The sequence below is a fragment of the Anaerolineae bacterium genome, from assembly GCA_035529315.1.
Taxonomy (GTDB): domain Bacteria; phylum Desulfobacterota; class Desulfobacteria; order Desulfobacterales; family ETH-SRB1; genus Desulfaltia.
This window is the reverse complement of sequence record DATKWZ010000028.1, coordinates 25,379-39,950: the sequence shown is the minus strand read 5'-3', so window position 1 is coordinate 39,950 and position 14,572 is coordinate 25,379. Positions and strand designations below refer to the sequence as shown.

General features: G+C 44.6%; 14 protein-coding genes and 1 tRNA gene. 8 read left to right on the top strand and 7 right to left on the bottom strand.

The window, feature by feature from the left end; all coding sequences use genetic code 11:
• A partial coding sequence (locus VMW78_05250; protein HUV50409.1) for an amidohydrolase family protein occupies positions 1–692 on the bottom strand: 692 nt, incomplete at its 3' end.
• A 326-nt stretch (positions 693–1,018) separates the two neighbouring features.
• Here VMW78_05250 and VMW78_05245 point away from each other — a divergent pair.
• The 4 genes from VMW78_05245 to lgt all read left to right on the top strand — a co-directional run bounded on the left by VMW78_05245 (position 1,019) and on the right by lgt (position 5,367).
• A tRNA-Leu gene (locus tag VMW78_05245) sits at positions 1,019–1,107 on the top strand.
• Between the two features lie 172 nt (positions 1,108–1,279).
• Positions 1,280–4,081: an isoleucine--tRNA ligase gene (gene ileS / locus VMW78_05240; GenBank protein ID HUV50408.1), complete on the top strand. Its 2,802-nt coding sequence runs from the start codon at positions 1,280–1,282 to the stop codon at positions 4,079–4,081.
• Positions 4,082–4,086: 5 nt separating this feature from the next.
• A complete protein-coding gene (gene lspA / locus VMW78_05235; GenBank protein ID HUV50407.1) occupies positions 4,087–4,575 on the top strand; it encodes a signal peptidase II in 489 nt (162 codons plus the stop codon).
• Positions 4,576–4,578: 3 nt separating this feature from the next.
• Positions 4,579–5,367 (top strand): prolipoprotein diacylglyceryl transferase, encoded by a 789-nt coding sequence (lgt, locus tag VMW78_05230; GenBank protein HUV50406.1) that lies wholly within the window; start codon positions 4,579–4,581, stop codon positions 5,365–5,367.
• Positions 5,368–5,394: 27 nt separating this feature from the next.
• Here lgt and VMW78_05225 read toward each other — a convergent pair whose 3' ends face one another.
• A complete protein-coding gene (locus VMW78_05225; protein HUV50405.1) occupies positions 5,395–5,751 on the bottom strand; it encodes a PilZ domain-containing protein in 357 nt (118 codons plus the stop codon).
• A 254-nt stretch (positions 5,752–6,005) separates the two neighbouring features.
• Here VMW78_05225 and VMW78_05220 point away from each other — a divergent pair, with 254 nt between their 5' ends.
• Positions 6,006–6,248: a uracil-DNA glycosylase gene (locus VMW78_05220; GenBank protein HUV50404.1), complete on the top strand. Its 243-nt coding sequence runs from the start codon at positions 6,006–6,008 to the stop codon at positions 6,246–6,248.
• 230 nt (positions 6,249–6,478) lie between these two features.
• Here the strand turns inward: VMW78_05220 and VMW78_05215 are convergent, their stop codons facing one another.
• The 3 genes from VMW78_05215 to VMW78_05205 all read right to left on the bottom strand — a co-directional run bounded on the left by VMW78_05215 (position 6,479) and on the right by VMW78_05205 (position 8,184).
• A complete protein-coding gene (locus tag VMW78_05215; GenBank protein HUV50403.1) occupies positions 6,479–6,763 on the bottom strand; it encodes a peptidylprolyl isomerase in 285 nt (94 codons plus the stop codon).
• An 88-nt stretch (positions 6,764–6,851) separates the two neighbouring features.
• Complete coding sequence (locus VMW78_05210; protein HUV50402.1) at positions 6,852–7,229, bottom strand: hypothetical protein; 378 nt, start codon at positions 7,227–7,229, stop codon at positions 6,852–6,854.
• An 85-nt stretch (positions 7,230–7,314) separates the two neighbouring features.
• Entirely contained in the window at positions 7,315–8,184 is an 870-nt protein-coding gene (locus tag VMW78_05205) for a radical SAM protein (protein ID HUV50401.1), read from the bottom strand.
• Between the two features lie 289 nt (positions 8,185–8,473).
• On the opposite strand from VMW78_05205, the gene VMW78_05200 reads away from it, so the two are divergent.
• Complete coding sequence (locus tag VMW78_05200) at positions 8,474–9,031, top strand: hypothetical protein (protein ID HUV50400.1); 558 nt, start codon at positions 8,474–8,476, stop codon at positions 9,029–9,031.
• On the opposite strand, the gene VMW78_05195 is transcribed toward VMW78_05200, so the two are convergent.
• Positions 9,032–9,595, bottom strand: coding sequence for a hypothetical protein (locus VMW78_05195; protein ID HUV50399.1), 564 nt, complete (start codon positions 9,593–9,595; stop codon positions 9,032–9,034).
• A 275-nt stretch (positions 9,596–9,870) separates the two neighbouring features.
• On the opposite strand from VMW78_05195, the gene VMW78_05190 reads away from it, so the two are divergent.
• Both VMW78_05190 and VMW78_05185 read left to right on the top strand, forming a co-directional pair.
• A complete protein-coding gene (locus VMW78_05190) occupies positions 9,871–11,367 on the top strand; it encodes a DEAD/DEAH box helicase (protein HUV50398.1) in 1,497 nt (498 codons plus the stop codon).
• Positions 11,368–11,614: 247 nt separating this feature from the next.
• Positions 11,615–13,582, top strand: a complete 1,968-nt coding sequence (locus VMW78_05185) for a cation:proton antiporter (protein HUV50397.1) — start codon at positions 11,615–11,617, stop codon at positions 13,580–13,582.
• Between the two features lie 100 nt (positions 13,583–13,682).
• On the opposite strand, the gene VMW78_05180 is transcribed toward VMW78_05185, so the two are convergent.
• Positions 13,683–14,549: a DMT family transporter gene (locus VMW78_05180; protein ID HUV50396.1), complete on the bottom strand. Its 867-nt coding sequence runs from the start codon at positions 14,547–14,549 to the stop codon at positions 13,683–13,685.
• Positions 14,550–14,572: the final 23 nt, after the last annotated feature.

The window sequence follows — 14,572 nt, the reverse complement described above, 5'->3', positions numbered from 1 at the left end:
TCCTTCAGCTGCTCCGCCTCCCCTCTGTTTTCTAGGAGATGGATTGCGAAGGGAAGGTCATAGTGATCGGCTAGGGCCTTGGCCTTTTTGATGACGGGGGGGGAGCAGGTATACAGCGAATGCGGCTCAACCACGATGTTGACGAGGGGGTCATCGGCCCACTTCTCGATGAGCATACGCGTGTATGCAAGCCCCTCCTCGGGGGTTTTTGTGCTCGGCGAGGGAAAGTCGAAGATTGCCTCTCCGAGGAGGCACCGCATCCCGGCCTGGCGGGCAACCTGGGCGGTTTCATCCTCGAACAGGTACATGTCACAGAAGGTCGTTGTCCCCGATTTTATCATCTCGGCGCACGCGAGTGCGCTCCCCCAGTAGGCCAGTTCGGGATCGACATTCCTGGCTTCGGCGGGGAATATGTAATTGTTCAGCCAGTCCATCAGCGCCATGTCGTCCGCCAGACCCCTGAAGCAGGTCATTGCCGCGTGGGTGTGACCGTTTATAAGGCCGGGCATGACCAGACAATTGCGGGCGTCTATGGTCTTGCGTCCTGAAAACCGCGCCTCTATCTCTTCAGAATTGCCTACGCCGATGATGGTGTCTCCATCTATGGCGACAGACCCGGTATGGATGATGGAATCCTCTTCGTCCGATGTAAGAACCCTCCCTCCGGATATGATGATATCAATTTCTCGCACCCTGGAACATATCCTCCTCGTGCCAATTTCAGTACGGCTGTTCTCTTATCACACCACCTGTTTGACCTTCAAGGAGGAATATTTCTGACTGGTTAACGGGTTATCGCAGGCGGATACTGAATATAACCTTGACATGATTTTTTAAAAATAATAGTAGGTGTCAAAGAATCGAAAGCCGGGTACAAGGTCCGGGACAAAGGTCGTGTGCGAGGCTTGCGTAAGAGTGAGCTGGCAGAATTGGCGGTTGTGCGGTATGAGAGAGGTGGATTAAGATCCGAGGTCGCATCCACAGCACCTCTTTTGGATATACTGGATATACGAGCCGAGCCTGGGTGGCGGAATTGGTAGACGCAAGGGACTTAAAATCCCTCGGAGCATTGTCTCTGTACGAGTTCAAGTCTCGTCCCGGGCACCATAAAATCAAGGGGCCGGCTATTTTATTAGCCGGCCCCTTTTTTTATGCCTGTTTTATGGACGGTGCCTGAGATTGTGCCTGTTCAGGGATTTCTATTTACTTGACATATAATGCTTTTATCAGTAACTTTTTTCATTTAAGTTTAAAAATAAAACCTGGTTTCGGAGGAAATATGGATTATAAAAAAACGCTCAATCTTCCGGTTACAAAGTTTCCCATGAAGGCAAGTCTGGTTAAACATGAGCCGGAGCAGCTGGCGGTATGGGAAGAAAGCTGTTTATACGATAAGATCAGAACCGAGTCCAAAGGCCGTGAATCATTTATTTTACACGACGGTCCTCCATATGCCAATGGCAATATTCATATGGGCACGGCTTTAAATAAGATTTTAAAAGATATTATAATACGATCAAAGCAGATGTCCGGTTTTAACGCTGTATATGTGCCTGGCTGGGATTGCCACGGACTTCCTATTGAGCATAATGTTGACAAGGAATTAGGCTTAAAGAAAAAGGAGATTTCCCATGGCGAGTTTCGGAAGTTGTGCCGGTCATATGCTGAAAAATATGTTGATATTCAGCGGGAGGAATTCAAACGTCTTGGAGTAATGGGCGAATGGGAGAATCCTTATCTGACAATGGACTATGAATACGAAGCCATAATAGCGCGGGAATGCGGGAAGTTTGCGCTTGAAAACAGCCTTGTCAGAAGCAAAAAGCCTATTTACTGGTGCTGCAGTTGCAAGACAGCCCTTGCCGAAGCTGAAATAGAATATAAGGATGAGCCGTCGCCCTCGATTTTCGTCAAATTCGCATTAAAGGATAATCTTGGTTTGGAAATTCCGGTTTTGGCAGACAAAAAGGTTTTTGTTGTTATATGGACAACTACCCCCTGGACTATTCCGGCAAATCTGGCAGTGGCTCTGCATCCTGCTTTTGTTTATGCTGCAGTTGATACAGGAGAGGGGGAAGTATTTATTTTAGCCGCAGACCTTGTCGAAGATTGCATGAAGAGCTTTGGTTTGCCCGACTTTTCCATTCTTGCTGAAATTGATGCTGGTACGCTCGAAGGCAAGCAATGTTTTCATCCTTTGTATAACCGTGAATCCATGATTATTCTCGGCTCTCACGTAACGCTTGATGCGGGTACAGGTTGCGTTCATACTGCCCCTGGCCATGGACAGGAAGATTATGAGGCAGGTCTTTTATATGGATTGGATGTCTATTCTCCGGTGGATGACAAAGGTTGTTTTACCGATGATGTTGAATTTTTCAATGGCCAGTTTGTATTTAAAGCCGACAGAGAAATTATTGCCAGGCTCAGGGAGACCGGAGCTTTAATTAAGGATGAAACAATAAAGCATTCTTATCCGCATTGCTGGCGCTGCAAGAAGCCGGTTATTTTTCGCGCCACACCCCAGTGGTTTATCCCTATGGACAGTACAGGTTTGAGGGAAAAGGCGCTTGATGAGATAGACAGGGTAAACTGGATACCGCGCTGGGGCAGAGACAGGATTTATGGGATGATAGAAAACCGGCCTGACTGGTGCGTTTCAAGGCAGCGTGCCTGGGGGGTTCCCATTGCGATATTTTACTGTGATAAATGCGGGGAAATATACATTAACCAGGAAATAATCGATCATGTGTATGCGCTGTTTAAAGAGCATGGCGCAGATATATGGTTTGAAAAAGATGCAAAAGATCTTATGCCGCATGATGCTGTGTGCGGCAAATGCGGAAATGATGCTTTTATAAAAGAGACCGATATACTGGATGTATGGTTTGACTCAGGGGTCAGTCATGCAGCGGTTCTTGAACAGCGTTCTGATTTAAAATGGCCTGCGGATCTTTATCTTGAAGGAAGCGATCAGCACAGGGGATGGTTTCACAGCTCTCTGCTAACGGCTGTAGGCACAAGAGGGGCTGCGCCATATAAATCTGTATTGACCCATGGATTTGTGGTTGATGCAAAAGGGAAAAAGATGTCCAAGTCTATTGGAAATGTTATAGCCCCGGAAAAAATTATCAGCCAGTACGGAGCGGAAATTCTCCGTCTCTGGGTTTCTGCATCCGACTACAAAGAGGATATACGTATTTCCGAAAGTATTTTAAAACAATTAAGCGATGCATACAAGAAGATCAGAAACACAAGCAGATTTATGCTCAGCAACCTTTATGATTTTGACCCGGGGAAAGACTCTGTTTCATATAAATCAATGCCGGAGATCGACAGATATGCCCTGCACAGACTTCAGAAATTAATCGAGGAAACACTGCAAGCCTATGAAAACTTTGAATTTCATGTTATCTACCACAGGCTTTATAATTATTGCACCCTTGATCTTTCAGCTTTTTATCTCGATATTTTAAAGGACAGACTATACACATTCCATCCCCAATCCGCGCAAAGAAGAAGCGCCCAGACCGTCATCCATATTATAATTGATTCTATTGCAAAGCTTATGGCTCCTATTCTTTCCTTTACCGCGGAAGAAATCTGGGCATATATGCCGGAGCGGAAAGACAAGGAAACAAGCATTCATCTGGCATCCCTGCCGGTTGTAAATGAGGAACTAAAGGATGAAGAACTGGCCCAAAAATGGGGGCTCCTGCTTAAAGTTCGCGGCGAGGTGACAAAGGCCCTGGAGCAGGCCAGAACCGCAAAACTTATAGGACATCCCCTTGATGCTTTGGTTACAATATCAGCAAATAAAGACTTATATAACGATCTTCATCCATATACAGAAGACTTAAAATCAATTTTTATTGTTTCACAGGCTTCTCTGGTCAAAGAGGAAACCCTTTCCAACGCATATGAAAGCAACGATATTGAAGGATTGTTGATTTTGGTTGAACCTGCGGCCGGTGATAAGTGTGAACGGTGCTGGGTGCATGATACTTCTGTCGGGACAAGTCCGGAGCATCCGACTATCTGCAACCGGTGCGAAGAAAATATTAAAGGATTGAGCTATTAAACGATTTGAAAGATAAAACCAAATATATAAAGCTTTCCGCCATTGCCGGTATAATTGTAATTTTTGATCTGATATCAAAGGCAATAATATTGGCCAAAATACCGCTTTATCACTCCATAGAGGTTATGCCGGGGTTTTTCAGCCTCACCCATATCCAAAATGCAGGCGGCGCTTTCGGGTTTTTGGCAAACCAGAGCTCCAATGTGCGGGATATGTTTTTTATTATTGTTTCATTTCTGGCTATGTGCCTGATTTTTTTATTGTATAAAAATACTCCAAAGACACATTCATCGCTCGCCGCAGGCTTTGCACTTATATTTGGCGGCGCGGCAGGCAACCTGATCGACAGGATACGATTCGGCAAGGTTGTTGATTTCCTTGATTTCTACATAGGAGACTTGCACTGGCCTGCTTTTAATGTTGCCGACAGCGCAATCACCATCGGAATAGCTATTTTCATATTTCATATTCTCTTTAAGAAAATGCCGGAATAAATAATGCATCCAGTGCTTTTAAAATTAGGGCCTTTTTCCATATATACTTATGGGTTTTTTATTGCCATGGGTTTTATTGCAGGAATTTTGCTTGCAAAAAGGGAGGCCATGAGACTGGGGGAAGATCCTGAAAGGATAATGGATCTTTCCTTTTACGTTTTGATTGCCGCCATTGTCGGCTCACGCCTGTTTTATATTTTTATCAACCCGGATATATTTCTTTCAGATATTCTGGAAAGCTTCAGGATATGGAACGGAGGGCTTGTTTTTTATGGTGGTTTTATCGCAGCGCTTATTGTCGGCCTTGTCTACGTGAAGATAAAGAAAATGCCCCTGTGGAGAACAACGGATATAGCTGCTCTTTCACTTGCCTTAGGTCAATTTTTCGGCAGGCTGGGCTGTTTTTCCGCTGGATGCTGCTACGGCAAGGCCTGTAATTTTTCCTGGGGTGTAACATTTACCAACCTTGACACGCTGGCGCCTGTTGGCATACCTCTTCATCCCACCCAGCTCTATCATGCAGCAGGTAATCTGCTTATATTTGTTATTCTCTGGTTTTTCCGCAGACGCAAGAAGTTTGACGGCCAGCTATTCTGGCTCTATGTTATACTTTATGTGATCACACGTTCCTTTATAGAGATATTCCGAGGCGATTTCAGGGGGGAACCTGTTTTCGGAGTCCTGTCTGTTGCCCAGGCAATCGGAATAATAATGGTGCCTGCTGCAATTATCATGATGATAATTCTGAGAAAACAGGGGGGACGTCCATGTAAAATTCATATTAAGAATTAAAAAGATATTTTTAAATAAGGATAAAAATTATGAAAACATCTCTTCTTCGACGGCATCCGGATCCGAGGCGTTATACATGACAATGTTTTTGAGATGAAAGTAACTGTCAACATCCATTGAGTTGAACGTAATCCCAATGCCCTCCTTATCCTGGCGGGCAATCACACCCTCTATATTTAAGGCAAGTTTGCTGGTGGTGCCCGAGAGCACAATTTCTATATCACAGGGTGTCCCTGCCGGGATCTTTTCGTCGGTACTAATGAACATGCCTTTCATGCTGATGTCTGAGGATTTTGCATCTGTCTTGATTTTAGAAATATCCGTCTTTAAGACCACCTGTGTCTTAAAATGAACCCTCGTTCTTTTTCTTTTATCATCTTTCATGTCCCTTAAAACCCCCTTTGATTTTTTACTCCTTTTGTACGGATAATCTGTATATTATAATTGAAAACCTGTCAAAAGAAACCCACGGAAATGCTTACTTGAATTTGCAAAAAAGCATCCTTATTGATCCACTGCTGCTCTTGAACCGCGATAACGAGCGAATCCTGTTTTGAAGTCTTTTAGAATGACGCAATTCTTGCATTTTTCTTTGCAATGATGTTATATTAAAAATAATTATTGCAGCCGGAAATGTCATGCTCATCAGAATACCTCAGGCGCTTAGCGGGATGTTGAAGATGATTGACTGCCACAAATGTGAACATTATTATGTTACGTGGGATAAAAACTTTCCCCATGGCTGCCTGGCTATGGATTTTAAAAGCCTTCAAGCGCCCTCGGTAGTAGTTCAAAGAAGCACTCAGGGCAAAGACTGTATTTTATTCAAGCAAAAAATAAAAAAACGTCAGGTGCGTGACGAACAGGGCAAGAGCCCGTGAAAATAAGTGTTTCATAAGATGTTGAAAGTGTGGTATGTGAGTCGCTTATGCCAAGCAAAGCAAGAATTTACGTTTCAGAAATGCTGCATCATATTATCTGTCGAGGCATTGAAAGAAGACGAATATTTAAAGACAATGCTGAAAAAAAGTAATTGTCTGATTTATAACCTGTTTCAAAATTCTCAAATTTACATTAAAAAAAGAATTTAAGGCTTGCGTTTTGTTTATCCTCAATCACTTCTATTTGTAATTTCAATCAAATGATATCCAAACTGGGTTTGAACCGGCCCATGAACCTTTCCTGTTTCCTGGCTGAATACCACGCTGTCAAATTCCGGAACCATTTGGCCTGGTGAAAACTCACCTAAATCACCTCCGCCTTGCCGCCCTGAAGGACATTTAGAATGCTGCCTGGCCATTTCAGCAAAATCAGAACCTTCTTCAATTTGTTTTTTGATTTCTTCACATTTTTCCTGTGTATCAACCAGGATATGACGAGCTGTAGCTTTTGTCATGATTTCCTCCTATATTCTTCAAATATTTTTTAGCAAAACCTCGTATAAGAGATCAAATTAAAATTTATGGACATTCCCTAAGTTCACATTAACTCATCTTCTTTGAATGTGCCAGCGCAAAAGCAACAACAACACCAGGCATGATTAAAGCTCCAATATTCCATATGCCCATAGCTAACATTACAAATTGATTGAGACTAACAAAGCCTGCGTATGTATATGCCGCCCACTTTTTCATTTTCCATAGACCGACCATACATACCAGCCCCATGATACTTACTAACGCTAAATACAATTGGTACCAAACACCCATAGATTTGGCGATAGCTGAAAAAAATAAAGGAACAGACAATAAGGCGCCAATAAAACCAACAACACAAATAATAGTGATTGAAGTCGGCCTTTTGTTCCCGATTTTTTCCGAAACCGGATTTGATTCAGGCGCTTTGTATACTTTTTCGGTCATATGCTCTCCTTTATCTCACCAAGTCTGCTTTTGCCCCCTGGCTCAGGGTCCATGTTAAGCCCGGGCTCCTGTATTTCCCGGGATGTTAAAGGGCCCGCATATACTCGGGTTTCAAGGCTATTTTGCCTGCCAGGGCTGTATCTATTAATTTAATCGTTATTGCCTTTTCTTTTGGCAGCCTGGCCGTTATCGGCAGATAGTTGGAAGCGTGATTTGCATAGAAAAGGCCCTTGGAAAGGTTAGTAGCAGTGATCATGGCTTTAAGCTCTTCCAGCATTTCAACAGATTCAAGCAACGTAAATTCGCCGGACACATAATCCTGATATAGTGGTGTGCCTGGGATAAGCATAAGGCTGAGAGCCCCGATATGTTCCGGGTCTATAGCTGAAAGCACACGTCCGGTTTCCTTGGCATGTATTTTGGAACGTCTTTTGCCGGCAATCCCCAGCAACACTGTAATGGAAAGTTTGATTCCAGCTGCCCGGGCCTTTATGCCCATCTGGATCATATCGCCGGCTGTTGCGCCTTTGTTGATTTTTTTTAAGGTAACGTCGTCGCCGGTTTCAAGACCCATGTAAATGATACCGAGGCCATGGTCTTTCAGCGCCTTGAGTTCATCAGGGGTTTTTGTTTTCAGGCTCTTGGCATTAGCATATAGCCCCACCCGTGTTACCCATGAGAGCTGTTTTTCAATTTTTATTAAAATTTTCAGGAGTCGATTTTGGGGAACAATCAGTGCATCTCCATCGCAGATAAACACACGCCGCTGGCGTTTGCAATACTGTGCGGCAAATGCGATATCCTCCATAATGACGGGATCCGGTTTTATTTTAAAGCGTTCGCCTCTATATGTGCCGCAGAATGTGCACTTGTTGCGTGAGCACCCGACAGTAACCTGCAGCAGAATACTGTTAGCCTCGCTTGGAGGACGAATTATGTTACCTTCATAGTGCATAACTACTTGAATCCTTGACCCCTTGTACCCTTAAAAAGTTTGATAGCTCCTTGACACTCAGGGATTTTTCTGTTAGCCGATTAAAAAATATTACAAAAACTCTTTTACGAAAAGGCATGTAAAACAGGCTCTATTGACGAACAAATTTTAAAACCAGCCAGGAAAACAGTCGTTAAATTTATAGAGGCCGAAAGACTTTCTCCGGCCAGCTTTGATGAAACGTTCAAAAATATTTATTACACAATTGAAGAAGCCGTACAAGGTTCAAGTGAAAAAATTGAAGAACATAATGGATGAATCTTCTTTACAAAAAGTTAGTATTGAAAAAGCAAGTGAAGATCTGTTTGACTTTGCGATTGACCACTCAGATATAAGGCTGATTTTACAAAATCTGCCCGAGGATATAAATGTAAACCGGGTTTTAATGAAATATGAAATTCAATTATTAAAAATTATAGCTGTTGGATGGAGCATTTCGTTTTTTTTGGATGAAAGTTCTATAAAAAAAGAATTATCAGTATCATTTTGGAATGCTGTTCAAAGTTTTTCTCAGAACATTTCAATGCTCTCATCTTCATCTACAGGTAAAGAGATTGACTACTTTAATATTTTGAAAGAACGATTAGATACATATTTAAATGCGTTAAATCTTATTCCTGACAATCCTGATCCTCTGGCATCAATTGGCCCGAAATTTGCCGAAATTTGCGGAAGCAAGGATAATGCACACATTATGCTGTCTGGATCAAAAGTATTTAACCTTTCTGTCGGTGGTGTAAAAAATTATCTCGAGTCTATCCAATTTCAACAAGATAGCCCTGTCACATTTGTTGCCACTAAAACATGATTAATTCTTTTTTGCGGGTCCAAAGGAGTTTTCGAAAAGTTCGTGAATCGCCTTGCGGCCTTCGTCACTGAGATTTCGGGTTCCTGTTCCGACAAATGTTTTGTCGATGATAACGGGCGTTTCAGCAATCCATTTGTTATCCGTCCACGAGAACCATGCTTTGCGTTCCTGGTCATATACGTTGACCGGACGGTTAAAGAGCTTTGCAAGCTCAACGCCCCAACCGGTTCCTCCCTTGACGGTGTCATCCGGCTGTATCCATCCGACACCTATCACGTGGTAGCCATTGTTGACCATGTGAAAAATAGACTGTATGACCTTCCGTATTTTTTCAGCCTTTGAATAATTTCGCCCCATGCGGGCAGAGACTATTTCCATGCTGACATTCCCCTTGTCAAGTTCTTCCGGGCTTAGCACCCGGACACCTCTGGTACGTTCGATATTGTGTCCCTTGAACGAAAAGTTAACCTCCTGAATCCCCCAGGACTCCGCAAGCTTTCCGAACTCGGCCTCGGCGCCCTTATGCCCGCCACTGTATAGAATAACATCAAAATAGTCGGTCATTATTTTATCTCCTTTTATTTTTTTACCTTGTCGGCATCTCCGTGTCTTGAAGGAGTGCTCAAAGAAATATAAGTTGTTTTTTCCCGATTGCAACCTTTTTTACGAGTTCATCTCTATTCGAGATTTTCTCGGCATGCAATTCAAATAACATATCCCCTGCATTAATCAAGTTTAATGGTTTACTGCGTTATATATTTCTCCTTTATAAACCGATGTATTGCAATATTTCTTATTAACTGTTTCCATGATTGATGTTGTGTGTTATATAAGCTCGGATGAAAAAGAAACTCCCGAAAGGGGACAAATCCGCCGCTAAACCAAAGTCAGGGTCGTTGCGTCCTGATCGGGAAAGCCGTTCATTTCACAGGGCGTCCCCCTGGAAAAAAGTGAAGAAAAACCGTTGTAGCGAGGATGCGCCGGCAGCATCTGTTGGTTCTGCAATGGATGACAGTTGGGACGTTTCACAGTTCAAGGTTCCATTGGTAGAAGGCAGGGTCCGATTTCACGATTTTGATCTTCCCAACCCTCTGCTCCATGCCATATTCGACCTGGGCTTCAAGTACTGTACACCCATACAGGCTGAAATTCTTCCCAGCACCCTGTCCGGCAAGGATGCCAGCGGCAGGGCTCAAACCGGTACCGGAAAGACCGCTGCATTTCTTATTACCGTAATCAACCGGATGCTGAAAAATCCCCTTCAGATAAAACAAAAACCAGGCACGCCCCGAATATTGATTCTTGCCCCTACCAGGGAGCTGGTGCTTCAGATCTCCGATGAAGCTCGCCAGCTTTCCAAGTACTGTGGTCTGAAAACAGTATCCGTGTTCGGTGGTATGGATTATGTAAAGCAAAAAAAGGAGCTGGGTTCCGGTCCGGTGGATATCATTGTGGCAACGCCCGGCAGGCTGCTCGATTTTCAGCGCAACCGCGACATTGCCCTTAACAAGACCGAGGTGCTGATCATCGACGAGGCCGACAGGATGCTCGACATGGGTTTTGTCCCGGATGTCCGAATGATCATCAACAGCACGCCGGAAAAACGCAAGCGCCAGACCATGCTTTTTAGCGCAACGCTTACCGGGCAGATTACCCGTCTCGCCTCTCAATGGACCAGTAACTCCGTAACCATAGACATCGAACCGGAACAGGTCGCTGTGGAAACTGTGGAACAGATCGTTTACATCGTGACATCCAGCAAAAAATTTGCACTCCTTTTTAATATCATCGACAAACAGAACATTGAACAGGTTCTGGTTTTCTGCAACAGGCGCGACGAGGTGATACGTCTATCAGAGATGTTGACCCGCCACGGAGTAAACTGCTCCGAGCTTTCCGGTGATGTTCCACAGAAAAAGCGGATTCAACGCCTTGATGAATTCAAAGCCGGAAAGATCCGGGTACTGGTCGCAACGGATGTAGCCGGACGCGGCATTCACATCGAAGGCATGAATCATGTTATCAATTTCATGCTGCCGCATGATCCTGAAGATTACGTGCACCGGATCGGGCGAACCGGCCGGGCCGGCACTGCCGGCACTTCGATCAGCTTCGCTGATGAGGATGATTCCTTCTACATTCCCGCCATCGAGAAGTTCATAGGCCGCAAGCTGGATTGCATCGAGCCGGAGGAAGAATGGCTCACCATGCCTAAAGCGCTCTTTTCAAAGAAAAAGCGCGTGACTCGCCTCAAAAAGAAAGTCTTCCCGGCCTTGCGGGGAGAAAAACCACGCCGCCAACAGGCAAAAAAAAGATACTCTCGCAGCTCAAGTTAGCCATTAAACCGCAATAGCGAGCGAATCTAAAAATGGCTAACTTCCTTAATAGTAGTATTTTTTTTGTTGATCTTCTTTATTTTTGGTATTTAAGTGGGCACTAATTACTTGTTATGCTGAAGAGACGAATGAAATCGGTAATCTTCATATCGCGTTAATACTTTCGTGTTCCGGATACGCAGGCGAACCTGCTCGCCGAGTTGGAAGAACAACAGTTTCACTGGAGGGCCGCTGGTAGAAAAGCAGCATGGATATAACCACCGACATCATCATCCTCGTCGTGACCGCTTTTTTCAGCGGCCTATTGCTGCAAAGACTGGGGCAGCCATTGATTCTGGGCTACATCCTCGCCGGAGTGATCATGGGTCCCCATACGGTCGGTCTCACTGTTTCGAGTATCCACGAAATTAAGCAGCTTGCAGAGATCGGGGTTGCCCTTCTGCTTTTTGGTCTTGGGCTTGAGTTCTCTCTCAAGAACCTCAAGCCGGTGTATAAAGTGGCCCTGATCGGAACTCCCATTCAAATCATTCTTACCATCGGGCTTGGATTCGGCATCGGACACCTTATGGGATGGGGCTGGAAACAATCTATATGGGTCGGAGCCATCATCTCCCTTTCGAGCACCATGGTGATCCTCAAGACCCTGATGAGTCAAGGATGGCTCGGTACCCTGTCGAGTAAAGTGATGATAGGGATGCTGATTGTTCAGGATCTGGCAGTCGTCCCGTTGATGATCATCCTGCCGCAGATGAACAATCCCTCTCTTGGTCTAACCATGATCGGGTATGCTACATTAAAGGCGGCAGTTTTTATTGCCGGGATGATCCTGCTTGGAACCAGGCTGTTGCCACGCTTCATGGCGCATATAGCCAAGCTGGGTTCACGAGAGCTGTTTCTGCTCGCCATCACGGCCATCGGGCTCGGAGTCGGATATGTCACATATCTCGCCGGCCTTTCGTTCGCCTTTGGAGCTTTTGTTGCGGGGATGGTGTTGAGCGAATCCGACTACGGCCATCAAGCGTTGAGCGACATCATCCCGGTCCGGGATCTCTTCGGGCTTTTGTTTTTTGCGTCGGTCGGGATGCTTTTTGATCCGGTTTTTCTGCTGGACCATCTCGGGCAGGTACTTGTTCTTGTTTTGGTGGTGAGCATCGGCAAAGGATGCATATTCGCTTTGGTATCCCTTATGTTCAAATATAGAAATATCATTCCCCTGGCTGTTGGGCTTGGACTATTCCAGATCGGCGAGTTTTCGTTCGTGCTCGCGCAAGTGGGTGTCTCGACCAATTCGATTGGAAACGACATCTATTCTTTTGTCCTGACAGCAGCTGTGTTGACTATGATGCTAACACCGATTGTTTCAGGCCAGACCGCACGGCTGTATGCTCTAAGGAAGCGCTGGTTCAAGCACGAGCCGCTCGACTCAAGAAACCTTCCGGAAGCCGGGCTGCAAAACCACGTTGTAATTGCCGGCGGCGGGCGAATAGGATCTCAGATAGCTCAGGTCCTGATGCGTTTAGGGCTGCAATTCGTGATCATTGAGCTTGATCAGCGTCGGATTGAACAGGCTAAATTTGCAGGAATGCCGATCGTGTATGGTGACGCGAGCCATGAGATTGTACTTGAAGCCGCAGAGATCGCTTCAGCGTGCCTGCTTCTTATTACGACACCGGGAATTGTTGTGTCACGAGCCATAGCGGTTCATGCGAAAGAGCTCAACAGTAAAGTCGACATTGTGGCAAGGGCATCCGGCTTAGAGTTTCTTGAGATTTTCAAGGAACTGAACATTACCGAGGTGGTGGTTCCAGAATTTGAGGCCGGACTTGAGATGACTCGAAAGGCACTTGTTTATCTGCGTATTCCTGCGCCGGAGATCCAGCAATACACGGAGTCTCTTAGGCAGGAGATGTTTGGCCCTCTGCTTAGTGTGAGTGGTGACTACAAGACTCTTACCCAACTCAGAACCGCTGAACAGCAATTTGATCTTCAGTGGGTATTGGTCGAGTCAGGAAGTCCGCTCATCGGCAAATCAATCGGTGAAGCTGAGATACGAAAGACGACAGGGGCATCTGTTGTCGGAGTTATTCGGGGCGACAATCTTGAGCCCAACCCTGATAATGGCTTCCGGTTCCAGTTAAAAGACCTAATTGCAATCATCGGTGCTGATAAAGCGCGAGCGAACTTTCGAAGGATGTCCAGAGCTGATCAAGATTAGGGGCCTGTTCCCGCATGAACCAGTTCTCCGTAGACAGGCTTGAAAGAGGCAATAAGAAAAACAAGCAGAGTAAGAAGAAATATTTTTTTCATAGGGAGCTTCAGCCTAACAATATAATGAATACCACCCCCGCAAACATAAATAACGCCCCAAGCATCCTCGCGCCCATATCGGTTTCTTTAAATAAAACCCAGCCATAGCCTACACTAAAAAGAATACTCATGCGCTTTACAGCAATCATATAAACCGCTTCGACCATACTGATTGCAAGGGAGTGGAATAATACATGCAGAAAGAGCATCAAACCGACAGCAAATCCTTTTGCCGGTATTTTTAATATGTCTCTCCACTTAATTTTTTTAAGAAAAGGAAATAAGATCAAAATGGTTACATCAAAAGCTGCCAGGAAAAAAAAACCGAAAAAAAGCGGAGAAGAATGCTGGATTGCCTTTTTCCCCAAAACAGCTAAAAAAGAATATATAAATGCAACCACCAGCATCAGAATGGAACCCGGCTCCCTGAGAACAGCCTTGAATGGAGCAAAATAGCCATACTTTACCTGTGTGACATTTAATAAATAACTGCCGGCCACAACAAAACCTATACCTATAATTCCCCAACCGTTAGGCACTTCTCCAAGAACAATAAAACCCGTTAATATCATAAAAACCGGTGTAAATGACAAAAACGGAATTGAGATAGAAAGAGGCGAAATCTTTATGGCCTTCATGTAGAGATAAAAAGCAAAGACATCCAAAGGGATCAAAACGATTGCAACCCACCAGAACACACTGTCTATTTGTGGAATGGGAATAAAGAAAATATATATAATCAAAAACGGAAGGCTATAAATAGAAGAGGCAACCGCCATATCATAAGGCGAAAACCCGCCAAAAAACTTCTTTGTCAAAGCGTCGCCGGTGGCTACACAAAATGCTGTAGCAATGGCAAGAATAAACCAAAACAAGTATTCCACCTCTCAAAATATGA

Bases quoted from the DNA above. Each gene is read 5' to 3' on its own strand.
- ileS (HUV50408.1), top strand. From the start codon at position 1,280: ATGGATTATAAAAAAACGCTCAATCTTCCGGTTACAAAGTTTCCCATG.
- lgt (HUV50406.1), top strand. From the start codon at position 4,579: ATGCATCCAGTGCTTTTAAAATTAGGGCCTTTTTCCATATATACTTAT.
- VMW78_05225 (HUV50405.1), bottom strand. From the start codon at position 5,751: ATGAAAGATGATAAAAGAAAAAGAACGAGGGTTCATTTTAAGACACAG.
- VMW78_05220 (HUV50404.1), top strand. From the start codon at position 6,006: ATGCTCATCAGAATACCTCAGGCGCTTAGCGGGATGTTGAAGATGATT.
- VMW78_05215 (HUV50403.1), bottom strand. From the start codon at position 6,763: ATGACAAAAGCTACAGCTCGTCATATCCTGGTTGATACACAGGAAAAA.
- VMW78_05210 (HUV50402.1), bottom strand. From the start codon at position 7,229: ATGACCGAAAAAGTATACAAAGCGCCTGAATCAAATCCGGTTTCGGAA.
- VMW78_05205 (HUV50401.1), bottom strand. From the start codon at position 8,184: ATGCACTATGAAGGTAACATAATTCGTCCTCCAAGCGAGGCTAACAGT.
- VMW78_05200 (HUV50400.1), top strand. From the start codon at position 8,474: ATGGATGAATCTTCTTTACAAAAAGTTAGTATTGAAAAAGCAAGTGAA.
- VMW78_05195 (HUV50399.1), bottom strand. From the start codon at position 9,595: ATGACCGACTATTTTGATGTTATTCTATACAGTGGCGGGCATAAGGGC.
- VMW78_05190 (HUV50398.1), top strand. From the start codon at position 9,871: ATGAAAAAGAAACTCCCGAAAGGGGACAAATCCGCCGCTAAACCAAAG.
- VMW78_05185 (HUV50397.1), top strand. From the start codon at position 11,615: ATGGATATAACCACCGACATCATCATCCTCGTCGTGACCGCTTTTTTC.